This is a genomic window from Candidatus Poribacteria bacterium, from assembly GCA_021162805.1.
Classification (GTDB): Bacteria; Poribacteria; WGA-4E; order B28-G17; family B28-G17; genus JAGGXZ01.
Genome location: JAGGXZ010000055.1, coordinates 1 through 24,406 on the forward strand (window position 1 = coordinate 1; position 24,406 = coordinate 24,406).

A 24,406-nucleotide genomic window follows, 5' to 3' on the forward strand; every position below is an offset into this window, starting at 1 on the left:
CTTTGTCGATAGGAGGGAAAGCGAATGAACCCACCCAAGTGCGATGACCTTGACTACATCCATTTTCTCATCGCCACCCAGAGGGTATTCACCTGCACTGAGGCAGCAAGATGCCAACCTCAAGGGGAGAAAGCCCCAGCCCACGATGCCTTCACAAGACTGCTACAAAGACAGCCTCCCGACACGGAGGCGTTGTGGCAGGAAGCGAAGGAGTTCGTGGAGAAAAAGAAGGGAATTTTGGTTCTGGATGACACCACCTTGGACAAGCCCTATGCGAAGAAGATGGAACTTGTGACCTATCACTGGAGTGGCAAGCACAAAAGGGTGGTGAAAGGCATCCCCCTTTTGACCTTGACCTCCCTATCGCTTGTTTTCCCCCGTGGCAACTAGATCAGCCCGATGTTTCTGAATACCTCTGCTAGTTCGGGATGATCTTTCATCAAGTCTTGTGCTTTCTCCCTTATTTGTCTGATAGTCTCCCTCTGCTCCTGCCGTTTTTGCCACCACTGAGCGAAAATGGGGCCACCGAATATCGCTGCCAGGATAGTAACAAATATCACCGTCCATATAGCCCACATCTGGTAATACATCGAGTCGATCCGTGAATTAACCCTAGCGTTTGATTCTTCCATTTTCTTCGTCAGTTCTCTCTGTAGGGTGATGATATCGTCCTTGGTTACCATCTTACCTTCAAGTGCTTCTATCTTACCCTTCATCTCGGCGATGTCCAGTTTGATGGCGGTTATCCCTTGTTTAATTGGTTCAAGGGCTTGCTGTATTATCTGCTCTACATCCTGTCTTGTGAGCTCGGCGAAGGACGGCAGAGCAAGGGCCAAAAGCAGGGTAAGTGCCAATGCGGTTTTCATGTCGTGGCTCCTTGTTCTCTTAGCGCTTTCTCTAAGGCTTCGCGGATGAATAGAGTAATGGATTTTCTAGACTGGTAAGCGGCTTCTTCAACTTGTTCTTTAAGCGTCTTCGGTATGCGGATTGTAAGTTTTACAGCCTCCTCTGATTTCGCAAGCTTTTGAAATTTTAGAGCTGCCATTTTATCACCTACCATGTGGGTTGTTTTCAACAAAACTAATTATACAGCATGCCGGCATTAAAGTCAATGCCGTAATAATTACCGAGTAAATTCTTATGTGTTAATCTACCACCTGCGCGAAGCCTATTAAGGTTAAAGCAACCACCAGTAATGGTGCTAAAGTTCCCCCTTCTTTTGCCTGGGTAATTGATGCCGTAGCATCATTGGTAGATTGAGGGAGGAAGATAAACCGTGAAGGTCGTCCCCGATCCAGGACAGCTTGTAACCCTGATCTCACCGCCGTGAAGCCGGACGATATGCTTGACTATTGAGAGTCCCAAACCCGTCCCCCCCAACTCCCTCGATCTTGCTTTGTCCACCCTGTAAAATCTCTCAAATATCCTGGGTAGATGTTCGGACGGTATCCCCACACCTGTGTCCGACACCTGAATTTTCACTCTTCCCCTTTCCCTGTCGATCCTGAGGGTCACCTCACCCCGCTCGGTATATTTGACTGCGTTATCGAGCAGATTTAAAAGCATCTGCTCGATCAAAAACGGATCGCCGACGATGATGGATTCGGGATTCACATCCATGTTAAGCTCAATCCCCTTCCTCTCAGCTTCCCTTTCGATCAGCTTCATCACATCTACGGATATTTCACCGAGATCGATCCTCTCCATAGCGAGATGCGGTTCCGATGATTCAAGCCTTGACAGCAACAGCAGGTCGGAGACGAGGTTCGACATCCTCTCGACATTTCTCCGTATTATACCGATGAATTTTCTCCGCGTTTCGGGTTCCTCATCCTCAAGCGTCTCAAGATAGCCTTTGATAGCCGTCAGCGGAGTTCTCAGCTCATGGGAGGCATTCGCGACGAAATCGGCTTTGATCCTTTCAATCTGGGCATCTGATGTGATATCGTGAAACACGAGCACAAGCCATCTCTCCCCGCCTTCCCCTTCGAAGGAGGAGCCGTTGACCGTAAAGGTCCTGCCGCTGAGTTTCATCCTCCGCCCTATCACCTTGCCCTCTCGGATGAGATCATCGACGATCACCTTAAGGTCAGCGCATCTGATCACCTCGAGATATCCCCTTCCAGTTATATCCCCTTCGACCGAAAACATCTCGACAAGGCGGTTATTCGCCAACTTAACATTTAGGTTTCTATCGAGCACCAACACGCCTTCCGACATCGAATTAAGGATGGCGTTCAGCTCATCATATCTCGTCTGAAGCTGCTCAAACAACGACTGAAGCTTTCGAGCCATCTCATTCAACGCTTCGGCGAGTGATCCCAGCTCATCCCTTCTTCGCACGGCGGTGCGGGCGGTGAAATCCCCTTCAGCTATCTTTCTGGTCAGGGCAACCATACGCCTGACGGACGAGGAGAAAAGTGAGGAGAAGAGGAAAGTCAACGCCAAGGCGACAGCCCACATGATGATCGAAAGGAGAAGCACCCTATCGGTGATTTCCCCTATAAGGAGGTTCACCTCCCTTGTTTTGAGACTCACCCTTACAACACCCCTGATCCTCCCCTCTTCGATTACCGGCACCGCCACATAGCTCATCATCTCCCCCAGGGTTGTGCTGTATCTGGTGCTCATCCCGATCTCCCCTTTCAGCGCCTTCTTGATCTCAGGCCGGCCGGAGTGGTTCTCCATGGTGAGCGGATCTCTTTCCGAATCGGCGAGAACTGTCCCCATAGGGTCTATCAATGTGATCCTGAGTCCGGTAGATCTGCCGATCTCCTTAGCGAGGAGATCGGCCTTTTCGGGAGCTTCATTGAGGGCATTTTTGAAGATCTCCGCCGCCAAGAGGGCGTGAACCTTAAGCTTATCGGCGGTCCATCTTCGATATCGATCCCTCACCACGCCGTTTATCAGCAGGGCGATGGTGAATATAGCGATCGTAGCTATGGCAGAACAGGCTATGAAATATTTCCATGTGATTCCGAATCTAGGCCTCAAATTTGTAGCCCACTCCCCTGACGGATTTGATCAAATCGCCGTATCTCCCCAATTTTTTACGGAGGTTTGACACATGGACATCCACGGCCTTGGGAACGACCACCTTCTCCCCTTCCCATATCCAGTCTATGATCTGTCTTCGGGTGAAAACCCTTCCGGGCTTTGAGACGAGCAGGGAAAGCAATCTGAACTCGGCGAAGGTGAGGTCCAACGGCGTTCCGTCCACGCTGGCTGAAAATCCTTCAGGATCAACCTGCAGGCCTCCGATCTTAAAGGGGGTATCCCGAAACGATGGTTCTGAGCGCCTCAGCACGGCTTTCACCCTTGCGATAAGCTCCCTGACGCTGAAGGGTTTGACGACATAATCGTCGGCACCCAGCTCAAGCCCTAGAACCACATCTACCTCGCTTCCCTTCGCCGTGAGGATAATTATCGGGATGGATCTCGCTCTTCCTTCATCCCTCATCATCCTGCAGATCTCCAGTCCGTCTATGCCGGGGAGCATCAGATCCAGTATCACCAGATCGGGCCTTTCCCATTTCAGAGCGCTGAGAAATTCCTCCCCATCCTGAAATATCCTAGTGTTGAACTTCTCCTTCCGCAGATTATGTGCGACGAGCTCAGCTATGTCGGGCTCATCTTCAACAATCCAGATCACCTTCATGTCGATCAACTCACCCGAATCCCTTAGACACGGCATCAGTGGTGTGATATAATCTTAACCTGAAAGGGATCTGGATTCAAGAGGAGGTCGAAGATGATCTGCCTTATAACCATGCTGATCTGCTCGGGATTGATGGGAACGGATGAAACGCCTGTCGTTAAATCCCTCGTCCGTCCCGATCTCTCATCCCGTAATCTCCTTTCAAATCCCGGTTTTGAGGAGATATCGGATGGGAAGGTGAAGGGATGGAGTTCATATGGGGAGAGCGGTTTTGAACTGGACGATCGAAACCGGCGATCGGGAAAGATGAGCATAAGATGCAGCGGAAGAAGAGGCGGAGCACAGCAGGTGGTGGAGCTGAATCAGAAGTCGCCAAGGCCGGTCTTCGTGAGCGGCTGGAGCAAGGCCGATTCCGTCTCCGGATCGCCCGATAGCAACTACTCCCTCTATGTCGATATCATCTACTCCGATGGCGCGCCCCTCTGGGGACAGACGGTCAGTTTCAGCACTGGAACGCATGATTGGGAATATCGCGAACGCTTTATACTTCCCGAAAAGCCTATAAAAAAGCTTTATCTCTATGCCCTTTTCAGAGGACATGGAGGGAGGGTTTGGTTCGACGATCTCAGATTGGTTGAGCTCAAATCCACGGAGGGAACGTTCTGGTTCGACGGTCAGTTCGTCAGACTTGAAAGGGGTAAATCGGGCGAGATCACCCGAAAGTTCAGGATAACGACCGAAGACGAGCTGGAGTTAACCCTGGGAGAGGACGGTCGATTGAGCCGTGTGAGATGTGGGGAGAGAACGATCTTTGAGGGAAATCGTCCTTGGATCTACGCCCGCGATTTCGCCGCCAACTCGGATTTCATAGCCGCTGTGGGAAAGATCCAGAGGGATAAGGAGGGGAAACTTATCTTCACCGGGGAGTTTCCGTCGCTGAACCTCCGGATCGAGCTTGAGATATCGGGTTTAAAATCCCACCTTCGTTTAGACGGCAGGGTGAAGGATCTGACGGGAAAGGATCGGGCGATAAGTTTATACGTCGGACTGCCGATACTCAAAATAGGATGGAGATGGTGGGATTACGTCCGTAGGTCGAGAAAGATAGAGGGGAAGGAGGAGTATTCGAACGTCGCCTATTGTGGGGCCGGGGCGACGGGATATATATCGCTTTACCCGATAGGGTGTGTGGAAGATGGCCGGTCGGATTTGGTCATGGGGATCCCTATGGATAGGCCTCGTCTTTACAGGATTGCCTGTAACGGTGGGAGTGGAGAGATATATGCCGCCTTCGACTTCGGTTTAGTTGCGGAGTCCATCCGATATCCCTCCTCGGCCGATTTCTCACTCGTGATCTACAGGGCCGATCCCGAATGGGGTTTCAGGAGCGCCCTCAAAAGGTATTACGATATATTCCCTCAGTTCTTCGTCAAGCGGGTTGAGAGAGAGGGTATATGGATGCCCTTCACCGATATCTCCACGGTTGAGGGTTATGAGGATTTCGGCTCCGCTTTCCACGAGGGGACCAATAATATCAGATTCGACGATCAAATCGGAGTTTACAGTTTCAGGTATACCGAGCCGATGACATACTGGCAGAGGATGCCCAAAGGGATACCCCGCACATATGAGGGGGCAGTGGAGTTCCTCAAAAGGAATATGCACAGCCTGGATAAGAGGTTAAGGGATATCTCACGGGCGACGGAGCTCTGTGGCGCATATGATCGAAACGGCAGGTATATACTGAGGATCAGGAACGCCCCATGGTGCGATGGCGCCGTCTTTACGCTCAACCCGAACCCCGATATACCCGAAGACGATTACCACACCCTCAACAAGGCACACCTCAACTACACTCCGCAGATGGGAGACAAGCTCTATAGCGGTGAAAACGGCCAGTTGGACGGCGAATATCTCGACTCGCTGGAGGGATGGGGAGGCGATAAGAATTTTCGGAGGGAACACTTCAAATATGTAAGCATACCGCTCACCTTCGATCCGCAGAGCGGAAGACCCATTATACTTCAGATCTTCTCCACATATGAGTTCACGCGCTACATCAGCGAGGACATACATCGGCGTGGCAAGCTGATGATGGCTAATGCCGTGCCCTGGAGGTTCGGCTTCCTAGGACATCTGCTGGATGTGATGGGCACAGAGGTCAACTGGATGCGAGGGGAAAAGTTGGTACCAGAGTCGGACGAAAGGATGAGTTATCGGCGGGCGATATGCTATCAAAAGCCTTATCTTCTACTTATGAACACCTTCTTCGATCGATTCACGAGCGATAAGGTCGAGGTGTATATGAAGAGATGTCTGTTCTATGGGATCTTTCCAAGCATGTTCAGTCATAACGCCGCCGAAGACCCCTACTGGCGCAATCCGAAGTGGTATAACCGGGATAGAAACCTCTTTAAGAAGTATATACCCCTCATCAGGCTGATCGCACAGGCGGGATGGGAACCTGTGACGGGTGTGAGAGGGGATAACCCGAACGTGTATATCGAGAGGTTCGGCGATTTTGAGGATAAGGTCTTCTATCTGACACTGCTCAACCCGACCGATGAGGTGCAGAGAACCGAGCTGAGTTTGCCTGTGAGGGTGAATGAAGCCGATGAGCTCATAACCGGTGAACGCCTCATCTCATCTCCGACCGGGACGATATCCCTTCAGATCGGGTCTGGGGAGGTCCGCCTGATACGCCTGAAGTAGGGGCGAAAAAATCTTTCGCCCTAGAAAGATCTCTCGTCCCTGCATTTTCACTTGTATTCGTTTCTGAAGTATGCTAAAATATGCTTGAAAGTGAGAGCTGCTAAGGTAATCTTTAGAGCTGAGGAGGAACCAAATGAAGAGAGCATTATACCTAATGATCGCCTTGCTGGTTTTGGCTCTGGCCGTGGGAGGTTGTGGCTATTTAAAGAAGGAGGAGTTCAACAGGGAGTTCAGCGCGTATAAGGAGCAGAACGCCAAAGACCTGGCTGAGCTCAAAACCAACATCGGTAATGTCGATCAAAAGCTGGATAACGCCGTTGCCAACCTCAATCAGAAGATCGAAAGCGCTCGTGAGGAGGCGATAAAGGCCGCCGAGCAGGGCGATGCTGACACGATGGAGAAGGCCTCCAAGAAGATCGAAGAGGGCGATAAAGCCGTAAGGGACGAAGCCCTGAAAGCAGCCCGCAAGGCCGAAGAGAACGCTAAAAAATACGCCGATGCCCAGGTGAGAAAGGCCATGGCTAAGGCTGCCGACCGGATGAGCAGGGATATCAACCGCGCCGCCACTGCTGCTAGGGTAGCCGTCAGGGAGATCGAGGAGGTCAAGAAAACACAGAAGAAGATCATCGAGCGGCTGACGAAAGAACCGATCGTCGTTTATTTCGATAGCGGCAAGGCCGATCTCACGGACGAGGCAAAGGCAAAGTTGGATAAGGCCATCGCCTTGATCAAAAAATATCCGGACGCAAAGCTGAAAATCGTCGGACACGCCGACAGCAGACCGGTCCTGGGCGGCAAATTTAGGAGCAACTGGGATCTCTCAGCGGCCAGGGCTAAAGCGGTCGCAGATTATCTTAAAGGAAAAGGCATCACCAACGAAATGGAGGTCTACGGCAGAGCCCATACCGAACCGATATCGACCGAGACAACCAAGGAGGGGCTTGCCAAAAACAGAAGGACTGAGATCTGGATTCTCCCCTCTCTATAATCGAGGTGATCGAAATACCAACAGCGGCTCATCCGTACGATGGGCCGCTTTTTATTTCTCAACGAGGTGCGTTATGCTGATGGAGTTTATAACCCTGGGGTGTCTCGTGTTGAACACCGCTTCACCCCAGCCGGCCGATAAGAGATTGATAGAGTTCGGATGGGATGAACCCGACACAAGCTTCATCAGGGAACATATATCCGAAATGGAGAAAACCCCCTTTGACGGATGTGTCTTCCACGTCAATTGCCGTAAACCGGACGGTAGCACAGGCAGCTTCACCTGGGAATGCTGGGGTGGAGAGAGGTTCAGCGAAGAAGAGGTGCAACATGCCATTGAAAACCTGAAAAACACGCCCTTCCAGCGGTTTAAATACAACTTCCTACGCTTTAACGTCACCCCAGGCGATGTGGATTGGTTCGACGATTTCTCGGCCATAATCTCCAACGCCAAACTGGCGGCTAAAATCGCCCGCGAAGGGGGATGCAGTGGGGTGTTGTTCGACATAGAGCAGTACAAATTTCCCCTTTTCAACTATCAAAAGCAGAGGTATCGGGAGGAGAAATCCTGGAACCAATATGCCCTGCAGGTTAAAAAGAGGGGCGGGGAGCTGATGAGGGCCTTTCAATCCGAATATCCCGATATCACTATCTTCCTCACCTTCGGATACTGCCTGCCGTGGGTTCAAAGCGATGGAGGAAGGAAAAACCTCGCCGATGTGAGCTACGGGCTGCTTGCACCGCTGCTCGACGGAATGGTAGAGGCGGCAAACGGCAGGTCGCTCATCGTAGATGGATGTGAGCTCGCCTACCCTTACAAGGATGTCAATAGGTTTGAGCAAACCTATAAGATGATGGAGAGGGATGTGCTGAAGATCGTGGCGAATCCCGAAAAATACAGAAAGGTCTTCAGCTTCGGATTCGGGGTATGGATGGATTGTGATTGGCGTAAGATGGGATGGCATACGGACGATTTCAGCCGTAACTTCTATACGCCAGAGGAGTTCGAAAGATCGCTATATGCCGCCTTGAAGCGATCCGATAGATATGTGTGGATCTATACCGAAAAACCTAGATGGTGGACGGCCTCGGGGAGATCTCAGGATCTTCCTGACGAATACGTTCAGGCCGTCTGGAACGCCCGAAAAAAGCTAGGAGCCTCGGATTAAAATGAATGAGCTTGAAGCAAAGGTTCAGAAGCTGGAAACCCTCCTCAGCGTCGCCAAGGAGTTAACCTCGCAGCTGGACCTGGATAAACTGCTCGACACCATCATGAAGTGCGAAAGTTCATGGGGAACGCGCCTCAGTTTGATGACCTGACGCTTCTGATCCTAGAGGCGGTCATATCTCGTTAAACGTTCTAACGTTTAACGTGCCAACGTTGAATAAGGGGATGGTCCAATTGAGAGGGAGCCAAAGGCTTTTGGGTTTTCTCAAAAAAGCGCGGAGGCGAATCGTTCTGATGCGCGTGATCCGATCGCTCGATCTATCCATACCGATAGCCGTAGGTTTGATCATTATTTGGGTCTCAGCTTCTCTTTTCCTAAATCTTCCCGGATCGTTTCTGCCACTGATGATCTCATTTCTCCCCATCTGGTTTCTGATAACGCTATTCCGAACCAGAAGGTTGGGTCCAATCGCTGTGGAAATGGACAGGATATTTGAGCTGGAAGAGAGGGTTTCCACCGCTTACGAGATCGCATCCGGAAGGATCCAAACCCATCTCGGCGATCTGGTTATAGCCGATGCCCTGAAGCACCTTGAACGAATCGATCTGAAAACGAAGCTTCCGCTTCGGCTTCCCAAAAGGGCTATCATCTCCCTGTTGTTTATCCCGATGATGTTCTTGGCCGTTCGTCTCATCCCGCACCATATGACCCCGAGGATAAACCCGAGAGAGAGTGAGGCGATCGCTGAAGTTGCGAAATCCCTCTCGCTATTGCCCGCTGAGAGGCTTAGTTCCGAAGAGCTGACGAAAAACCTCCGGCGAACGGTGAAAATCATGCGCGACGGCCACCTCGATAAGACCAAAGCGCTGAAAAAGCTTGCTGAGCTCGAATCGGATGTGGAGCGACAATACAGGAAGGCATCTCAAGCCGATGAGGCTATGAAGGAGATCTCACAGATCCTCAAAACCTCCCTGCCTTTCACCCCAAAATCTATCGACAGATCCTCTAGAATCATCGAAAAGGTGGCGTCAGATCTCGAAAATGATAGGATACCCCCCGAGATGCTCCCTCAACTCGAAAGGGCTTTAAGGACGCTTTTTGAAAGGCTTAAGATACTGGACGGTGATCTGGCGAAAAATCTAGATAAGGCATCCCAAAACCCGCTTTCCCCCGAATCGCTGCGTGATCTCGCCCGGGCGCTGACCGAATTCGAGTCTAAGGTCGATGATCTTCAGATCTTGAAGATGATGTTGACCAGGATAAGGGAGGGTGAACTACGGATAGGCATGCTCGGCTTGGAAGGGGAGAAACCTGAGGGTAGGTTCGCGTCAAAAGAGGGCCTCCCAGACGGGGAAGGTGGGAGAGGCGAAGCCATCGGGGGGAAGGTCTCAGGCGGAGGAGAGTTTACCCCTTCGGGCAAGGCAAAGGAGGTGAGCGGGGAGAAATTCACATCGGGAGAGGAGAAAAGAGCTTCACCCCCGATCGGGAAAGGTAAATTCGAGCTCCCCTCAACGGCGGAAGGGGGCGGACGAAGATCCGGTAGGGAGGCCGGAGGAAAATACAGGGTTAAATCCGTGCTGCCCGATAGCAGGACGATCGCCGAGGCATATAAAGCGGCCGAAAGCTTCATCTCCTCCGGAAGGATTCCCCCACTTTACAGGGAGGTAGTCAAAAGATACTTCGATCTACTGGCGGAGGGAAGCAGATGAACGAGGAGAGACTCCACTGGTTCCGCCAAAACGCTGAGAGGGTCAAAGCTGAGATAGGTAAGGTTATAGTCGGGCAGGAGGATGTGGTGGAGGGCATACTGCTGTGCCTGCTTGCAGGCGGCCATGTGCTTCTGGAGGGTGTCCCAGGGGTCGGCAAAACCAAGATCGTCAGGACGCTGAGCGCCGTCTTAGACCTTAAATTCTCCAGGATACAGTTCACGCCCGATCTGATGCCTGCCGATATAACAGGGACGGAGATATTGATCGAAAATCCCGATGGCGGAAGAAGTTTCAGATTTCAGCCCGGCCCGATCTTCGCCAACGTCATATTGGCCGATGAGATAAACCGAGCCACCCCCAGGACACAGTCCGCCCTGCTCGAGGCTATGCAGGAGAGACAGGTGACGGTCTCCGGGAAAAGCTATAAACTGGATGAACCGTTCATCGTGCTGGCAACCCAAAACCCTATCGAGATGGAGGGCACTTATACGCTTCCTGAAGCTCAATTGGATAGGTTCACCTTCAAGCTGAAGGTCAGTTACTCCTCTCATGAGGAGATGCGCGAGATCCTGCGGAGAACCACCTACGGCGAGGAGCCGATGCCCGAAAGGGTGATCGGGGCGGAGGAGATAATGGAGATGCGAAAGCTGGTCAGGGATGTGCCCGTGGCCACCCATGTGGAGGATTACATCATAAATCTGGTCAGGATGACACACCCTTCGCAGGATGCCCCGGATATCGTTAGACGTTACGTGGAATACGGATCCAGCGTCCGAGGCGCACAGGCGATAGTGCTCACGGCCAAGGCGAGGGCGTTATGCAGGGGCAGATATAACGTGTCGCTCGATGACGTCCATGCCGTGGCGATGCCCGCCCTGAGACACAGGATAATCAAAAGCTATGAGGCGGAGGTCGAGGGGATAGACGCGGATCGGATAATAGACGAACTACTGGAGAGGGTAGGACGGTAGCGGGGATAAGACGAGATGAAGAGGAACAGGATCGCCAGCATAGTGACGTTGAGCCTCGCTCATTTCAACTGTGACGGATATCTTAACTTCATCCCGCCCCTCTGGCCGGTCATAAAGACGGTATATGGGCTGAGCAACACCGGAGTTGGTTTTCTCACTGCCCTTCTCTCCATCACGGCCAATTTCGGTCAGCTCATATTCGGATATCTCACCGATAGGTTACGTCCGTACGGTCTGATCCTGGCCGGCGTGTTGATGACATCGGTCTTCATCAGCACCTTAGGTTTTGCCCCGACCTCAGTTGGCCTTGCCTTTTTCCTGCTGATGGCAGGGGTGGGGATAGCTTTATTCCATCCCCGCGCCGCGGCTTTAGCCACCGGGCTGGCCCGAGGACAAGCGGCTTTTGGGCTCTCCGTATTCGGAGGAGGCGGCACGTTGGGTTATGCCGTAGGTTCGCTGATAGGGGTATCGCTCTATCAGCATTTCGGCACACTTAAAGGGCTACTTCCATCGCTGATATTCGGATTGGGAGTGGCCGTCGCTGTGCTCATCGTCAATCCCGAAGGCGCTGAGGAGAAGGTCGAGATTAACTTTGCTCTGCGCCGACATCTACTGCCTCGGATATCCCAGATAGGCCCGATATTCGCCGTGATATCGCTCCGTTCGGCCGCTATAACCGCCTTCGTGAATTTCATGCCGATACTTTTGAGAGCCAGAGGGGCCTCCTTGAGCGCCGGTGGTGGCGCCGTCTTTCTGTTCGTGGCGGGCACGGCGGTCGGCTCCATCGTCGGAGGGAAACTGGCGATGAGGATGAGCGAGAGGTTTCTGACCGTAATCACGTTATTGTTGTCCAGCCCTCTACTGTTGGCATCTGTTCTCACGAGGGGGATAGCGCTTTTCGCATGCCTTTTCATGGCGGGATTCATGTTACGCTGTGCCGATTACGTCAACATCGCCCGAACTCAGGCGATCGTTCCGGAAGGAGCCAGCCTGGTGGCAGCTTTGGGCATGGGCGGTGCATGGGGTATAGCCGGATTGATCGCCCCCGTGGTGGGGAAGACGGCGGATCTTTATGGAGAGGTGATCGCGCTTGCTTGGAGCGCCGGACTGCCCATAGCAGCAGCACTGGTCGCCTCAGCGGTGAAATTCAGGTGATTCCCTGTAAGCTCGGTCTATGTTCCCTTTCCCCTTCTTCAGGACTTTAATCCCCTCTGCTATGAAGTTCCTCGTCAATCGATACCCTTTTGGCAGTACGAAATTCCTGATGAAGCTCGATTGGGGATCTTCGTCTATCAGGCCGATCCCGTAACCCCTCCGCTCAATCTCCAGAACAACTCTTGAGTTACCGTAGGCACGGCTTGAATGTCTAGGACTTGATCCTGGAAGAAGCATCTCAATCAGCGCTTTATCCGGATTGCACTCAACACAGATCATCCTTCTCCTTTAAGAGCTCAAACGGATCGGTTTCCAGCAGCATCATAAGCTCCTTATTTTCCAGAGCCCTCACTCTCGTTTGATAATCTCGGTAGTATGTTAAGAAGACTACCAAATCGCCCTCAGGGGCCTTCTCGATGAGGGGTATGAGGAAGTAAGAGTTATGGGTCGAAATGAAGAACTGATTATTGCCCTTGTCGAGCGCTATCCTCTCAGATAGCAACTTTGTATAGGAGGGGAAGGCATGAGATTCGGGTTCCTCAAACACCAAGACCGAGTCTTCGTTCGATTCGATCGCTGTCAGGTAAAAGATAGTTCTCTGGATCGTGCTCGACAGCAGTGAATAATGTAGCAGAATCAGCTCGTCCTTTTCCAATATGACCCTGAAGCTTCCCTCATTCGGAGAGGTTCTCACATCGTATAAACTCCCTTAAATTTGCAAAGCTTCCATATGCGCCGAATGACAGGAACCCCAACGCCTCCAATATATTTGATTTCCCGACATTCGGTTCGCCGATGAAAACGTTTATCCTCTTAGGATATAGGCTTAAATCCCGTATGGATTTGAAATTCCTAACCCTGAAGTTCTTCAACATACCGGTCCCCATCTTCAACCTTCTACATCGATCTGCTTTTTGGTTAAGATCACGTGAAACTCAAAATCACGTTCGTAAAACTCAGGCTCCTTCCCGACATATTCCCTCATCAACCTTATCATTCTCACTATCCCAGTTCCGATCTGCCCCATAAATCCTCTCTTCGTGAGAAACGAGACTACGGTGGGATTCCTCTCAACATGTATGCCGTATCTTATGTTCTCCACCGTCACGGTGTTCGGAAGCCTTCCAGGGCTTCTCACCTCGATTCTATCGTCGAAGATGAAGATCCTTATATGTGACCGGATGGAGTAATCCCTATGTGCCACGGCGTTCACCACCGCTTCCCTCAGAGCTTCAAGCGGGATCTCGTGTATATCTTTTCTCTTGAACCCCTCTATCCTCCCCGCCACTTTGATGTGGCTCTTGAGCACCCTCTCCGCCTCCTCGAGCTGCTCGAAGAGCGTTCCGGTTATCTCCTTCTGATCCAGCAATCTCTCGCCGATCTCCTTTCCCTCAAATCTCACGATATGGATCTTCGCCCATGGGAGATACCTCTGAGGTTCCCTGGCGAAGAGGATCACACCTGCGGTGGTGAGTAATCCCTCATCGTTCATCAGCTTCATGTTCACGAGGACGCGCTCCACCTCGACCCCCTCCTCGTCGAGAGTTCGCCCGAACGTTTCCCTGAAGAAGCCCTCGAACGAGCGGATGTCCAGGTCCCCGATGGAGGTTTCGGGGATAGGTATCTCGTCGGGATTTAGAGCCCTCGCCTCCTGGAATATCCTGAGCAGCTCCTCTCTTGTCGCCTGTCTTCTGCCTGAGGACGTCCTTATGTAAAATATCCCTCGGTTTGTCCGGTAAGGTCTCTGTCCGCCCTGAGGGATATGGACGACGATGACGATCCTAGCATCAACCTTCACCTTCTCCTGAAAACAGGTGATGGGGGGTTCACAGTTGTTGAAGCTTATCTGGTCAACCCTCTGCATCAGCCTATCCGGATCTCCGACTCCTATTATCTCCCCCTCGTCGGAGACGCCGATTATGAGCTTTCCCCCTTGAGCGTTGGCGAAGGCGACGAGCGAGGCGGCTATATCCTCGGGACGTGCCCTTTCGTCCTTGAACTCGGTGAAGGCATCTTCACCTTTTTCAACTATCTCCTGAAGCTCTCTCACCTTCATGATTTTACCTTCTTGCCTTTCCTGCCAGGATTATAGAGTCCCCCTGATCGGATGTCAAGCGACAGCTCACCTCCGCGGCCGGAGGAGTAACGCCCAGTCTCTGGCGTCGGGTTTCTCGAAACTCACACTTTTGCCGCCGGAGCAGGTGAACTCCTTGAGATACCGTCCCGTCCTGGGATCGTAAAAACGCCCCACAAACGTTCTGCCGTTGATGTGAGATAGATCAAGTGTGAAGGAACTCCCGGAGATCGAATACACGGCATACTCCTTCCCCGGGTTTGCCAGGCAGCCGGTAATCTATGTTCGGGTTTTGAAGGATGCATTGGGTTCCGCTGTCGCCGACTAGAAGAAGCGTTTGGCCCTCATATCGGACGTAATGCCCGTTTGGACTTAAGGCGATTAACAGCATCATCCAGGCTACCGTCGGTATCATCCTCGATTCACCTCCCTACATGATCGAAAAGTGTCTGCCACGAGCATATGGCACACCTACAAACGCGAAAATCAGCTCATGTTCCCCTCTTCATCAAACGACGCCCTTATCTCACAGCTCCTGGTGACCGGAACCCGTCCGCAGCAGATCTTCAGGGTTCCCGTTGTGAGATCGTAGCTCCATCCCAGTTCATCCTTCAGCTCCCCGCGTTTTGGAACAGCGGCACCGTCGAGCTCCACCCGTACGGGCTTCCTCCCCTGCCTCTCGACCCGTATGACTCTGGAGGCCGGCTGGCCGGCATATATGCCGTCGGCGGCTGAGATACTCAGCCTCCATCCCCACTCTCTCTCCTCGTGGTGGATATATGTGCGAGCCACCTCGCCCCTCTCATAGGCGAAACTGACTCCGTCATCCTCATACAGCGTGAATCTGCTCTCTCCTCCAGGATAAAGGAGAAGCGTCAGCTCATCCTCATGTCTCTCTCCGATGTGGTTCATCGTCGGCCCCATGGGCACAACGGCGCCGGCTCTGACGAAGATCGGTATCAGATCGATCGGAACCTCATACTCGATGTCATCCGGCCCCTCATAGATATCGCCCGACCAGAAGTCGATCCACTTTCCGGGCGGCAGGTGAATATTCCTAGGCCCTTTCTGGATCACAGGGGCGATCATCATGGAATCGCCGAACATGTATTGATCATCCAGCGACCTTGTGGCGGGGTCATCGGGAAAATCCAAGTAGAGCGGCCTTATGACCGGTACGCCCTCCTCCCTTGCCCTCCAGAAGGCGGAATAGATATAGGGCAGAAGTCGCATTCTCATCTCGGCGTATCTTCTGAAGATGCCCTCACATCTTTTGCCCATCCTCCAGGGTGTGATGCCGTCCGCCCAGGCGTTTATCATGGCGAGGGGTGAGAGGAACATAAGTTGGGCCCTCCTTATGAACTCCTCGGCGGAGCTCGTTTTCCTGACCTCCGGACACCAAAGCGTCATCGTGAATCCGCTGTTAACTAAGGCCCGGAGATATTCCCGAAAGCCATAGAGATCGCTGTAGGCGCATGTGGCATACCGGTGTGAGCCGGTGAAATTGCCCCTGCACAGCAGATAGGTTCGTCTGTTCGCCCTGCGGTAGACGGAATGTATGGCATCCTGATAGAGAAATCCGAAGATATTGTGCATCTCCGACCCCTTAAGCCCACCCGGAAACTTCGTCTCATCGGGAAAGAACCAACCTCCGGTGAAATCCGATCCATCGCATTCATCCAGTTTAAACCCGTCCACGCCTTTTCTCACGAACTCCCTCTCGTGATATTCCGTAAAGACCCTACGGGCCTCATCAACGGTGAAGTCGGGCACCAAACCACCCCATACCTCCCTATCCGCTGAGTGCGGCTTGATCTCCTCATAGATCGGCGATGAGGGGTGGACGTATGCGTGCTCCCACAGATTCAACCTGAACCCCCTTTCATGCAGCCATTCGATGAGCCCATCCGGATCGGGGAAATCGGACTTATTCCACACATATGAGCAGGAATAGGCATGCGTTTGCCAGCTCGGCTCAAGACCGATAACATCACATGGTATCCCCCTACGCCTGAACTCCTCGGCCACATGCCTGATCTTATCCTCCTTCCATCCGGATTTCATCCTGTACCAGAACCCAAGCCCCCATTTGGGAGGTATGGCCGGAGGGCCGGTTATCTCGACGTATCGGGCGACGATCTGCCTGGGCAAAGGGCCATAGATCATAAAGAGATCCATCGAATCGCCCGGGGTGGAGATCACAACCGTATCGGGATTCTCCCCCTCAGCCATCTGGAAGGTCGAGTAGAGATGCGTGTTCACAAGGATCCCATATCCTCGGGAGCTGAGGAAGAAGGGCACGACGACGTGGGACTGGCCGTTATCCTCCTTCGGATCGGCGGTCACCTTCAGAAATCGAAGCTTGCCCCGATGGTTAAAGCTATGAAACTGAAGCCCGAATCCGAAGAAATCCTCATCCTCCTCGGCCCTTCGTGAGATCTTCGTTACCCCTCCTTCAAAGCGAATCCCATCGGCGTCGAGGTTTATGGGATGGCCGTCGCGGGAGAAGAGGTCAAATCTGAGAGGGGATTTGTGGAGTTTCAGCTTTATCGATGAGGTGGTTATCTCCAGATGATCCTCCTCGTCCTTCAATTCGAACGAGGGAAGCCCCCACGACCTTTCGGGCAGGGCGGGATTGGGTTTCGGCCCTTCCCCCCGCCACACCTGAACTCTGGCGATCTCACGACTGCAGATGGTGATCCTCATCTTCCCGTTAGAGGCTTTGATGTGTATACCGTTCCCTTTCACCTCTCTTGAGACATAGCTGCCGATTTCATCCCTCATACTTACGCACCTCATCCCAACGTGCTATGGCTTCAAGACAGGCTTTGAGGGCGTCGTCGACGCCTATCGATCGGATAACGGGACATGGTTTGATCCCACAGCCTCCGGGACGCCTTCCCGGGTGACAGGGAGCACAATCCATCCTGAGCTTGCCGACGATCGTGATGACGCGTTCCCCGTAGGGAGAACTGCGCAGATGGTCCGTCGGCCCGAAGAGAGCGACGGTCGGCACCCCCACCGCCGCGGCGAGGTGTGTGGTGCCGGTGTCATTTCCCACGTAGATCGAACATCGTCTCATCAGCGCGGCCGCCGTTCTCAGGGGCAGTCCGACGCATTTTATCGCCTTCCCCTTGATCCTTCGCTCAACCGATTCGGCCAAATCCTCCTCTTCGGGGCCCGCGAAAAGCAGGAGATTAAGCCCCAACCTTTCCGAGAGCCGTTCGGCCAGCTCCGAGAATCTGTCCGTCCCCCAGAGCTTGTAGGGCCACCCGCCGCCGGGATGTATTCCGATGAACCTTTCCCCCTCATCCGCCCCCCTTTCGGCGAGAAACCGATCGGCCGATTCGATCTCCTCACTTCTGAGTTCGATCTCAGGTTTCGCCCCCCTGACATCTATTCCGTGTGTTCTGAGCACGTCTAGATATCTCTGAACGGCATGTCTTCTGCTCCGCCTGATCTCCCTCCTTATCCTCCATCTCTCCCGTCCGATAAGGCTTGACCACGGCGCATCGCGCAGATCCACGACGAGATCGAACCTCCTATCCTTCAGGTCCTTTATCAGCCTCACCTTTCCCCTCAATCCCCTGTGAAGATGGCGCTTATCGTAGATCAACACCTCATCGATCCTCGGATCGCCCTTAAGAACCGGCGCCGGTTTAGGATTAAGCAGGTATGAGAGATGACAGCCGGGGAATTCGTCCTTCAAAGGCGGGATGACGCAGGTCGAAAGGACGGCATCACCTATGTGTGAGAAGCTCAACACCAATATCCTCATCCTCCAACATCTCCTCGAGCCCCTTCCAGACCAGATCGACGGGCAACCTCTTGATACACTCATAGCCGCGACGGCATTTATGGGCGCTACAGGGGAAACAGCCGAGATCGCGCCTGATCACCTTGGCCTTTTCGCTTAAGGGACGCCATCTGACGTGATCGGTGGGGCCGAATATCGCCAGCGTTGGCACCTCCAAAGCGGCGGCGATGTGCATCGGTCCGGAGTCGTTACAGATGAAGAGTGAAACGTGAGCTATCACGGCCACTAAGCTTCTCACGTTTTCGGGCTGTATCAGAGCCGGTTTGATCCGCATCTGGGAGGCGATCTCACCCGCGATCCCCTCCTCGCCTGGGCCGAAGATGATCGCCACCTGCATGTCGTATCTCTCCGAGAGCCTCTCCCCAATTCGGGCGAACCCATCGGGTGGCCACAGCTTATCCCAGGAGCTACCGCCGGGATGTATCGCGCACCATGGCCGTCGCGGGTCTATACCCGCCCGAATGATCTCCCGCATCCCGGTTTCCCTCTCCTCCTCCCTCAGGGCGAGCTTGAGCCTCAGAGGCGCCAACCTGTCACATACTTTTGCGATGAGATCGAGGTTCCTTCGAGCCTCATGGACCTCGCCCTTGACATATCGATATGGAACGCGAATGGAGAGGAGGGATGAGAACCGCTTCCCCTTCCATCCGAGCTTGATCCTCGCTCCGGAGAAGGCAGCGGTCAGGTTGCAAAGGTATGCGTTTTGGACGGCCACGGCGAGATCGGGTTTCAGCCGCCTTACCTCACTCACGAGTTTCAAGCCCCTCAGCGTTATCGTCTCGTCCACATCGGGATTGTGTTTGAGCAGATCGGCCTGGGGAGGAGAACAGGCAACTACGATCCTTGCATCCGGATAGCTCAACCTAAGCGATGCGATGGCCGGCGTGGTGTTGAGCATATCGCCTATGCCGTCCCTCCTGATGAGGAGTATCCTTTTGAAGTCCAAGGTCCAACGTCCTAAGTCCTAAATTAATCGCTCTTATTTCCCTTGAGTGTAGTATCTATGGCCAATTGTCCGCCGTCCACAGCTCAACCGTCATTTGTAGTCATTAAGTCATTTGGCTTCGCCGTCATTAATGACTACAAATGACTATCAATGACGACAAATGACGATAAATGACCTATAAGCGGCGGACGGTAGCTTTAAAAATCTCCGCTACACTCAGCGATAATATGAGCGATAAGGTTTAAAGCACCTGTGGGAACTTGGCGCGCAGGGCGGTTATGATCACATCGGTGGCCTCCTCAATGCCGATATAATCCGTGTTTATGGTCAGGTCGTAGTGGATCGGATCGTTTATGTCCAACCTGAACATCTTCTTGACGAAGTCCCGTCTCTGCCTATCCGAGCGAAGGATCTTCCTTTTGGCCTCATCCTCGGATATATTCTCCCTCTGCATCAGCCTATTAATCCTCGACTCCATGGAAGCGACGATCCTAACGGCTAACGTGCAGCGGGTGCAATTAAGGATGAAATTCGCCCCGCGACCCAGTATGATCGCCTTTCCCCGCTGGGCGATGGTGAAGATCGTCTCAACGAGATGTCTCCGATAGACGTAACGGTCGATCGTTTTCTCCTTGGAGAAAGCCCTCAAGATCGCCTCTATCTCCGTCTGATGTCTCTCGTCCAGAAGCTCGACCATTTTTCTATGGACGTTTGCGTTGGTGGCGATCTCATCTACGATCTCCCTATCCCATAGCTCCCACCCTAGAATCTTGTTCAGCCTGACCGCTATATCCCTCCCGCCGCTTGCCAGGAGACGGGAGATGGTGATGACGGGCATCTGTTCCCTAGGCCCGAATTCCTCCCCCTCCTCACCCATTCCGGTTTGGGCGAGGATCCAGTTTCTGATCTTTTCGCTTTTAATGACATCATCTATCTTCAACTTTCAACCGTCCTCCTTTTCTTCGATTCTATTGTGGCCAACAACCTTCGCGCCTGATCAGCAGGCGACCATCTGCCCATCCCCGATGAGAGATTGACCGCCTGACGACAGGCAGTATAGGCCTCCTCGAGCTGATCCTCCTCAAGGGCGAGCTGGGCGGCCGTATAATAGGCCGTGATCGCCTTTTTGGTCATTCCCCTCCTCTCGATTTCCCTTAGAGCCGTCTGATAGGCATCGGCGGCTTTGAGATAGAACTGCGCTGCTGAGGCCCATTCACCTTCGATCGCTGCCCTCTCGGCCAGAGATCGATAGACCGACGCCGATCTCTCCAGCATCTTGCGTCCCTTTCTCCTTCGACCTCCCGATTTGTAGGCCATGGCCGAGCTCATCAACAGCTTAGCCGCATCGGCGGAAGGTCCATCCTTCAGCAGATCCTCAGCGCATCTCCTGAACAGCTTAGCCGCTTTCCTATAGCATCTCCTGGCTCTGAAGAATCGGGATTCATCCCAAAGGGATCTGCCCTCGTCCATGTATAGCTCGGCAACCCTCCTGCGATCCCCCCTTTTCCTGTATTCCCTGATCATACGTCGGTAATCCCCGGGCCTGAGCTCCCTCATCTCCTCAGCGGATTCAAGCTCGCTGAGACAGGTGACCTGTGACATCTTCTCCTTCAGGAGATTGAACTCCGTTTGGGAAAGGGATCTGATGATCTGGATCGCAGTCCTCAGATCTGCCCCTCGCTTCATATCTCCCGCCCTCGATATGTTCACCATGAGATCCTCGATCAGATCGGCGGTCGAGTCGTCGGGTGCAATGGATCTGAGGATCCCTCTCAACCTCCGGCCGGCTGAGGATCGATCCCCACCCGTCAACTCCTCCTTCGCCCGGCGATACTCATCGATGATCCGACTCTCAAGATCGGCCCTCTCGATCTCATCGATGAGCCTATCAAGCATAAAGGCAGCGTGTTTGGGATCAAAGCCCAACCGTGATGCGATCTCAGGTGAAAGCTTACGGGGGTCCTCTCCGGAACTCCGAAGAGCGTAAACCCTATCTCTAAACAGCTTTTCCCTCACTCTCTCCAGATCTTCGATCAGATCGGCGACCGATTGGTATCTATCCTTAGGGTTCGGATCAAGAGCTTTACGTATGATATCGGCCAGCTCATCCGGCAGATCGTCGGAGATCCGCACCTCATCGAGCTTTTTAGCCTTCTCGATGAGATCGGTCTCATCCGAGGGGAAGGGGAGGCTGCCGGTAGCCATCTCATGGAGGATGATGCCGACGGAGTAGATATCGGCCCTGTGGTCGTAGTTGCCCCTCAACTGCTCGGGCGCCATATACCTTCTGGTTCCGACGATCGTATGCAGATATTCGGACTGCTCGGCGGCTCTGGCCACGCTGAAATCGGTCAGCTTTGCCCTGAAGGAGGAGTCTATGAGGATGTTCTGAGGTTTGATATCCCTGTGGATAATCCCAAGGCTATGGGCATGCTGTAGGGCATTGCAGATGTCCATCCCTATCCTGATCGTCTCCTCCAAGGAGAGGGAACGGGATGAGATCAACCTCTTGAGGTTTCCCCCATCGACGTATTCCATGACTATGTAGGCTACGCACTCCTCATCCCCCGGTTCGACCGTGTGGACGGCGACGATGTTGGGATGCCCCCATAGCTTCCCCATAAACCTCATCTCGTCCAAGACATACCTGATCGATCGCTCATCATATCGATCCCTCTGAAGCGCCTTTATGGCGACGGGTCTATCGCAAAACACGTCCTGAGCCTTGAAGACCGAACCGAAGGTTCCGTTGCCCAAAAACCGCTCTATTCTGTATTTCCCAAGCAATACCTGATTCAGGATCATCTCGTTCACACCAGCCTATCCAGCAGATAGGCGAGACAAAGCGCCAGGCCGAAGGAAAGATGAAGCATGACCGTCGCTGCGTTCGCCGGGATTAAATTCATCGGATCGTCGTATCTCGATAAGGCTATCTTGGCGCTTTTGAAAGCTATGGGAAGGGTGATCAGAGCTATCGCCACCCAGGGGATGCCGAGGAGGATAAGCCAGATATAGGAAAAGGCCAGCATCCCGACATAGATGTAGGCCGATCTTCTCAATCCCAGCTTGACCACAAGCGTTCTTTTGCCGACGGCGGCGTCCGCGTCGTAGTCAGGGAACTCGTTTATCCATAGCACGGCGGCTATCAGGAGCGATATCGGCACAGAGGCGATGACCGGCCGCAGGGAGAGAAATCCCGTTTGAACGTAATATGAGCCGAGGACGACGAGGATTCCGAAATTCAGCCCGACCATCATCTCGCCGAGACCGTGATAACCAAACCTTATGGGCACGGCGGTATAGAAGAATCCTGAGAACACACCGATGAGACCCAAATAGAGGATAACATTTCCCGGGCGTCTCCAGTTGAGATAGAGCCCTATGAGACACCCTAGGGTGAACCACGATAGCGAGTAGATTAAAATCCCTCTTGGCGAAATCAGCCCATCCTGAATCACCCTGCTCCCGCCGCTGAAAGGGGTGGGATGGGGATTCAGATCGTCGTTTCCGGAGAGATGATCGAAGTAATCGTTCGCGAGGTTCGTTCCGGCATGTAGGGCGATCACGCCTATCAACGTGAGGATCAGATCCGGAACCGATATCCTGCCCGTATGGTTATAGGCCACGGCGGTACCCAGAAGGACGGGAACGGTGGAGGCGGTGAAGAAGGGAGCTCGCAGCGCTTTAACCCACCTGTTCATCGGGCACCTCCAGCGGCAGTTTTAACGTGAACTTGGACCCTTTCCCGGGCTTGCTCTCCACCTCGATATCTCCTCCCATCAATCTCGCTAGCCTTCTCGATATGCTTAACCCCAGCCCATATCCGTCCGTCCCTGGGATCAACTGGACGAACTCCTTGAAAAGCTTTTCGATATCTTCTCGTTCAATTCCGGGACCGGTGTCGATCACGGAGAACTCGATCCATCCGTCATCATCCGAGGGTTCGCATGTGAGTTCCACGTAACCTCGCTCGGTGAATTTAACGGCGTTTGAGAGCAGGTTAAGCAGAATCTGCCTGAGCTTGACCGTATCGGTCAGTATGCTTTTGAGGGAGGGATCGAGGTGGAATCTAAGATCTATCCCTTTTTTCCTGGCCATCGGCTCAACGGTTCTGACGGTATTCGCTATGAATTCGGGCAGATAACACCTCCCGATCTCCACCTTCACCTTTCCGGAATCTATCCTGGAGATATCCAGCACATCGTTGACCAGTTTGAGGAGATGCTGGGCATTTTTATGGATCATTTCGACGGCCGCCTGAACCTCGCCGTTCACCTCGCCCATCAGCCCCTGCAGGATGGCGTCTGAGAGGGCGATGATAGAGGTTAGCGGGGTTCGCATCTCATGGGTCATATCCGAGATAAGGTTGGGTTCCTTTCGGTTGAAATCATCCATCTCGACAGGCCTCCACGAACGATCTAAAGAGAGCTGCCGCCTCAGGATGTCTACGCCACATCATCTCCGGGTGAAACTGGACGCCGAGCACGAATTTATGTCGGGGGCTCTCTATCGCTTCGATGATACCGTCGAGCGATGTGGCCGAAACCACAAATCCCTCCGCGGGCATCCTGACGGCCTGGTGGTGATAGGAATTGACATGGATCACAGATTTGCCGATTATCTTGTGCAATAGGCTTCCTTCGACCACCTTTATGGTGTGAGAGCCGTACCATCCGGCGGCTCTCTGCCGATGTTTAAGCACTTCGCCGGAGTGCTGGCTGAGATCCTGATAGAGCGTTCCTCCGGCGGCCACGTTCAGAACCTGTATCCCCCTGCATATGGCGAAAAGGGGTAGATCCCTCTCAAGCGCCAATTTTGTGAGCTCCATTTCGACCATGTCCCTCTCCAGATCAACGGCCCCTAGTTTCCGATGTGGCTCCTCGCCGAAGAAATGGGGTGAGATGTCACCGCCGCCGGAGAGCAGAAGACCGTCTATCACGTCGATGTAGGTTTCGGCCAGGGACATATCCTCGAAGACCGGTATAACGAGCGGCAGGCCGCCGGCATGTTCTACGGCGTTGATGTACTCATAGCCACAATAGGAATATCTGAACACCCCGCTGCCTTCGTCATCGGCTATCTTAACCGATGTCCCGGAAGTTATACCTATGACCGGTCCTTTCGACCTTGTCGTCATGTCGAATTCCATGGTAAACTACCTCAGAATGTCTGACGTCGGCCGTCCGCCGACCGCTAGGAGGTCTTAAC

At 53.2% G+C, this 24,406-nt stretch carries 25 protein-coding genes and 1 pseudogene; 8 read left to right on the top strand and 18 right to left on the bottom strand.

Annotated elements, in window-relative coordinates:
- Positions 1-24: 24 nt before the first annotated feature.
- Positions 25-351: pseudogene (locus J7M22_04130) on the top strand (IS701 family transposase).
- A 35-nt stretch (positions 352-386) separates the two neighbouring features.
- Here the strand turns inward: J7M22_04130 and J7M22_04135 are convergent.
- The 4 genes from J7M22_04135 to J7M22_04150 form a co-directional block, all read right to left on the bottom strand.
- A complete protein-coding gene (locus tag J7M22_04135; protein ID MCD6505796.1) occupies positions 387-866 on the bottom strand; it encodes a hypothetical protein in 480 nt (159 codons plus the stop codon).
- Positions 863-1,045, bottom strand: coding sequence for a ribbon-helix-helix protein, CopG family (locus tag J7M22_04140; GenBank protein ID MCD6505797.1), 183 nt, complete (start codon positions 1,043-1,045; stop codon positions 863-865). The genes J7M22_04135 and J7M22_04140 overlap by 4 nt, the downstream gene beginning before the upstream one ends.
- 200 nt (positions 1,046-1,245) lie before the next feature.
- A complete protein-coding gene (locus J7M22_04145) occupies positions 1,246-2,994 on the bottom strand; it encodes a HAMP domain-containing protein (GenBank protein MCD6505798.1) in 1,749 nt (582 codons plus the stop codon).
- Positions 2,984-3,658 (bottom strand): response regulator transcription factor, encoded by a 675-nt coding sequence (locus J7M22_04150; protein MCD6505799.1) that lies wholly within the window; start codon positions 3,656-3,658, stop codon positions 2,984-2,986. Before J7M22_04150 ends, J7M22_04145 begins: the two co-directional genes overlap by 11 nt.
- 93 nt (positions 3,659-3,751) lie before the next feature.
- On the opposite strand from J7M22_04150, the gene J7M22_04155 reads away from it, so the two are divergent.
- From J7M22_04155 to J7M22_04185, 7 genes are all read left to right on the top strand, one after another.
- The gene (locus J7M22_04155) at positions 3,752-6,370 is read left to right on the top strand and encodes a hypothetical protein (protein MCD6505800.1); all 2,619 of its coding nucleotides are present in this window, start codon (positions 3,752-3,754) and stop codon (positions 6,368-6,370) included.
- Between the two features lie 133 nt (positions 6,371-6,503).
- On the top strand, positions 6,504-7,358 hold the full coding sequence (locus J7M22_04160) for an OmpA family protein (protein MCD6505801.1): 855 nt from the start codon (positions 6,504-6,506) through the stop codon (positions 7,356-7,358).
- A gap of 73 nt (positions 7,359-7,431) precedes the next feature.
- A complete protein-coding gene (locus tag J7M22_04165) occupies positions 7,432-8,526 on the top strand; it encodes a hypothetical protein (GenBank protein MCD6505802.1) in 1,095 nt (364 codons plus the stop codon).
- Position 8,527: 1 nt separating this feature from the next.
- Positions 8,528-8,677: a hypothetical protein gene (locus J7M22_04170; protein ID MCD6505803.1), complete on the top strand. Its 150-nt coding sequence runs from the start codon at positions 8,528-8,530 to the stop codon at positions 8,675-8,677.
- An 82-nt stretch (positions 8,678-8,759) separates the two neighbouring features.
- Positions 8,760-10,235 carry a hypothetical protein gene (locus J7M22_04175; GenBank protein ID MCD6505804.1) on the top strand — a complete coding sequence of 492 codons (1,476 nt, stop codon included), beginning with the start codon at positions 8,760-8,762 and terminating at the stop codon, positions 10,233-10,235.
- Positions 10,232-11,206 carry a MoxR family ATPase gene (locus tag J7M22_04180; protein ID MCD6505805.1) on the top strand — a complete coding sequence of 325 codons (975 nt, stop codon included), beginning with the start codon at positions 10,232-10,234 and terminating at the stop codon, positions 11,204-11,206. Before J7M22_04175 ends, J7M22_04180 begins: the two co-directional genes overlap by 4 nt.
- Before the next feature lie 15 nt (positions 11,207-11,221).
- Positions 11,222-12,361, top strand: a complete 1,140-nt coding sequence (locus J7M22_04185; protein MCD6505806.1) for an MFS transporter — start codon at positions 11,222-11,224, stop codon at positions 12,359-12,361.
- Here the strand turns inward: J7M22_04185 and J7M22_04190 are convergent.
- From J7M22_04190 to J7M22_04255, 14 genes are all read right to left on the bottom strand, one after another.
- The gene (locus J7M22_04190; protein ID MCD6505807.1) at positions 12,341-12,640 is read right to left on the bottom strand and encodes a hypothetical protein; all 300 of its coding nucleotides are present in this window, start codon (positions 12,638-12,640) and stop codon (positions 12,341-12,343) included. The genes J7M22_04185 and J7M22_04190 overlap by 21 nt on opposite strands.
- Positions 12,627-13,055, bottom strand: coding sequence for an AAA family ATPase (locus tag J7M22_04195; protein MCD6505808.1), 429 nt, complete (start codon positions 13,053-13,055; stop codon positions 12,627-12,629). The genes J7M22_04190 and J7M22_04195 overlap by 14 nt, the downstream gene beginning before the upstream one ends.
- On the bottom strand, positions 13,036-13,248 hold the full coding sequence (locus J7M22_04200) for an AAA family ATPase (protein MCD6505809.1): 213 nt from the start codon (positions 13,246-13,248) through the stop codon (positions 13,036-13,038). The genes J7M22_04195 and J7M22_04200 overlap by 20 nt, the downstream gene beginning before the upstream one ends.
- A gap of 2 nt (positions 13,249-13,250) precedes the next feature.
- Positions 13,251-14,417, bottom strand: coding sequence for a putative DNA binding domain-containing protein (locus J7M22_04205; protein ID MCD6505810.1), 1,167 nt, complete (start codon positions 14,415-14,417; stop codon positions 13,251-13,253).
- 66 nt (positions 14,418-14,483) lie between these two features.
- Positions 14,484-14,675 carry a hypothetical protein gene (locus tag J7M22_04210; protein MCD6505811.1) on the bottom strand — a complete coding sequence of 64 codons (192 nt, stop codon included), beginning with the start codon at positions 14,673-14,675 and terminating at the stop codon, positions 14,484-14,486.
- Positions 14,641-14,850 carry a hypothetical protein gene (locus tag J7M22_04215; GenBank protein MCD6505812.1) on the bottom strand — a complete coding sequence of 70 codons (210 nt, stop codon included), beginning with the start codon at positions 14,848-14,850 and terminating at the stop codon, positions 14,641-14,643. The genes J7M22_04210 and J7M22_04215 overlap by 35 nt, the downstream gene beginning before the upstream one ends.
- Positions 14,851-14,921: 71 nt before the next feature.
- Positions 14,922-17,219, bottom strand: coding sequence for a glycoside hydrolase family 31 protein (locus J7M22_04220; GenBank protein MCD6505813.1), 2,298 nt, complete (start codon positions 17,217-17,219; stop codon positions 14,922-14,924).
- Positions 17,209-18,213 carry a glycosyltransferase family 9 protein gene (locus tag J7M22_04225; GenBank protein ID MCD6505814.1) on the bottom strand — a complete coding sequence of 335 codons (1,005 nt, stop codon included), beginning with the start codon at positions 18,211-18,213 and terminating at the stop codon, positions 17,209-17,211. Before J7M22_04225 ends, J7M22_04220 begins: the two co-directional genes overlap by 11 nt.
- Complete coding sequence (locus J7M22_04230; GenBank protein ID MCD6505815.1) at positions 18,176-19,198, bottom strand: glycosyltransferase family 9 protein; 1,023 nt, start codon at positions 19,196-19,198, stop codon at positions 18,176-18,178. The genes J7M22_04225 and J7M22_04230 overlap by 38 nt, the downstream gene beginning before the upstream one ends.
- A 241-nt stretch (positions 19,199-19,439) precedes the next feature.
- Positions 19,440-20,138, bottom strand: a complete 699-nt coding sequence (locus J7M22_04235) for a cytidylate kinase-like family protein (GenBank protein ID MCD6505816.1) — start codon at positions 20,136-20,138, stop codon at positions 19,440-19,442.
- The gene (locus tag J7M22_04240) at positions 20,135-22,012 is read right to left on the bottom strand and encodes a protein kinase (protein MCD6505817.1); all 1,878 of its coding nucleotides are present in this window, start codon (positions 22,010-22,012) and stop codon (positions 20,135-20,137) included. Before J7M22_04240 ends, J7M22_04235 begins: the two co-directional genes overlap by 4 nt.
- Positions 22,009-22,899 carry a 1,4-dihydroxy-2-naphthoate octaprenyltransferase gene (gene menA / locus J7M22_04245; protein ID MCD6505818.1) on the bottom strand — a complete coding sequence of 297 codons (891 nt, stop codon included), beginning with the start codon at positions 22,897-22,899 and terminating at the stop codon, positions 22,009-22,011. Before menA ends, J7M22_04240 begins: the two co-directional genes overlap by 4 nt.
- Positions 22,883-23,593 carry a HAMP domain-containing histidine kinase gene (locus tag J7M22_04250; GenBank protein ID MCD6505819.1) on the bottom strand — a complete coding sequence of 237 codons (711 nt, stop codon included), beginning with the start codon at positions 23,591-23,593 and terminating at the stop codon, positions 22,883-22,885. The genes menA and J7M22_04250 overlap by 17 nt, the downstream gene beginning before the upstream one ends.
- Complete coding sequence (locus J7M22_04255; GenBank protein MCD6505820.1) at positions 23,586-24,335, bottom strand: gamma-glutamyl-gamma-aminobutyrate hydrolase family protein; 750 nt, start codon at positions 24,333-24,335, stop codon at positions 23,586-23,588. Before J7M22_04255 ends, J7M22_04250 begins: the two co-directional genes overlap by 8 nt.
- Positions 24,336-24,406: the final 71 nt, after the last annotated feature.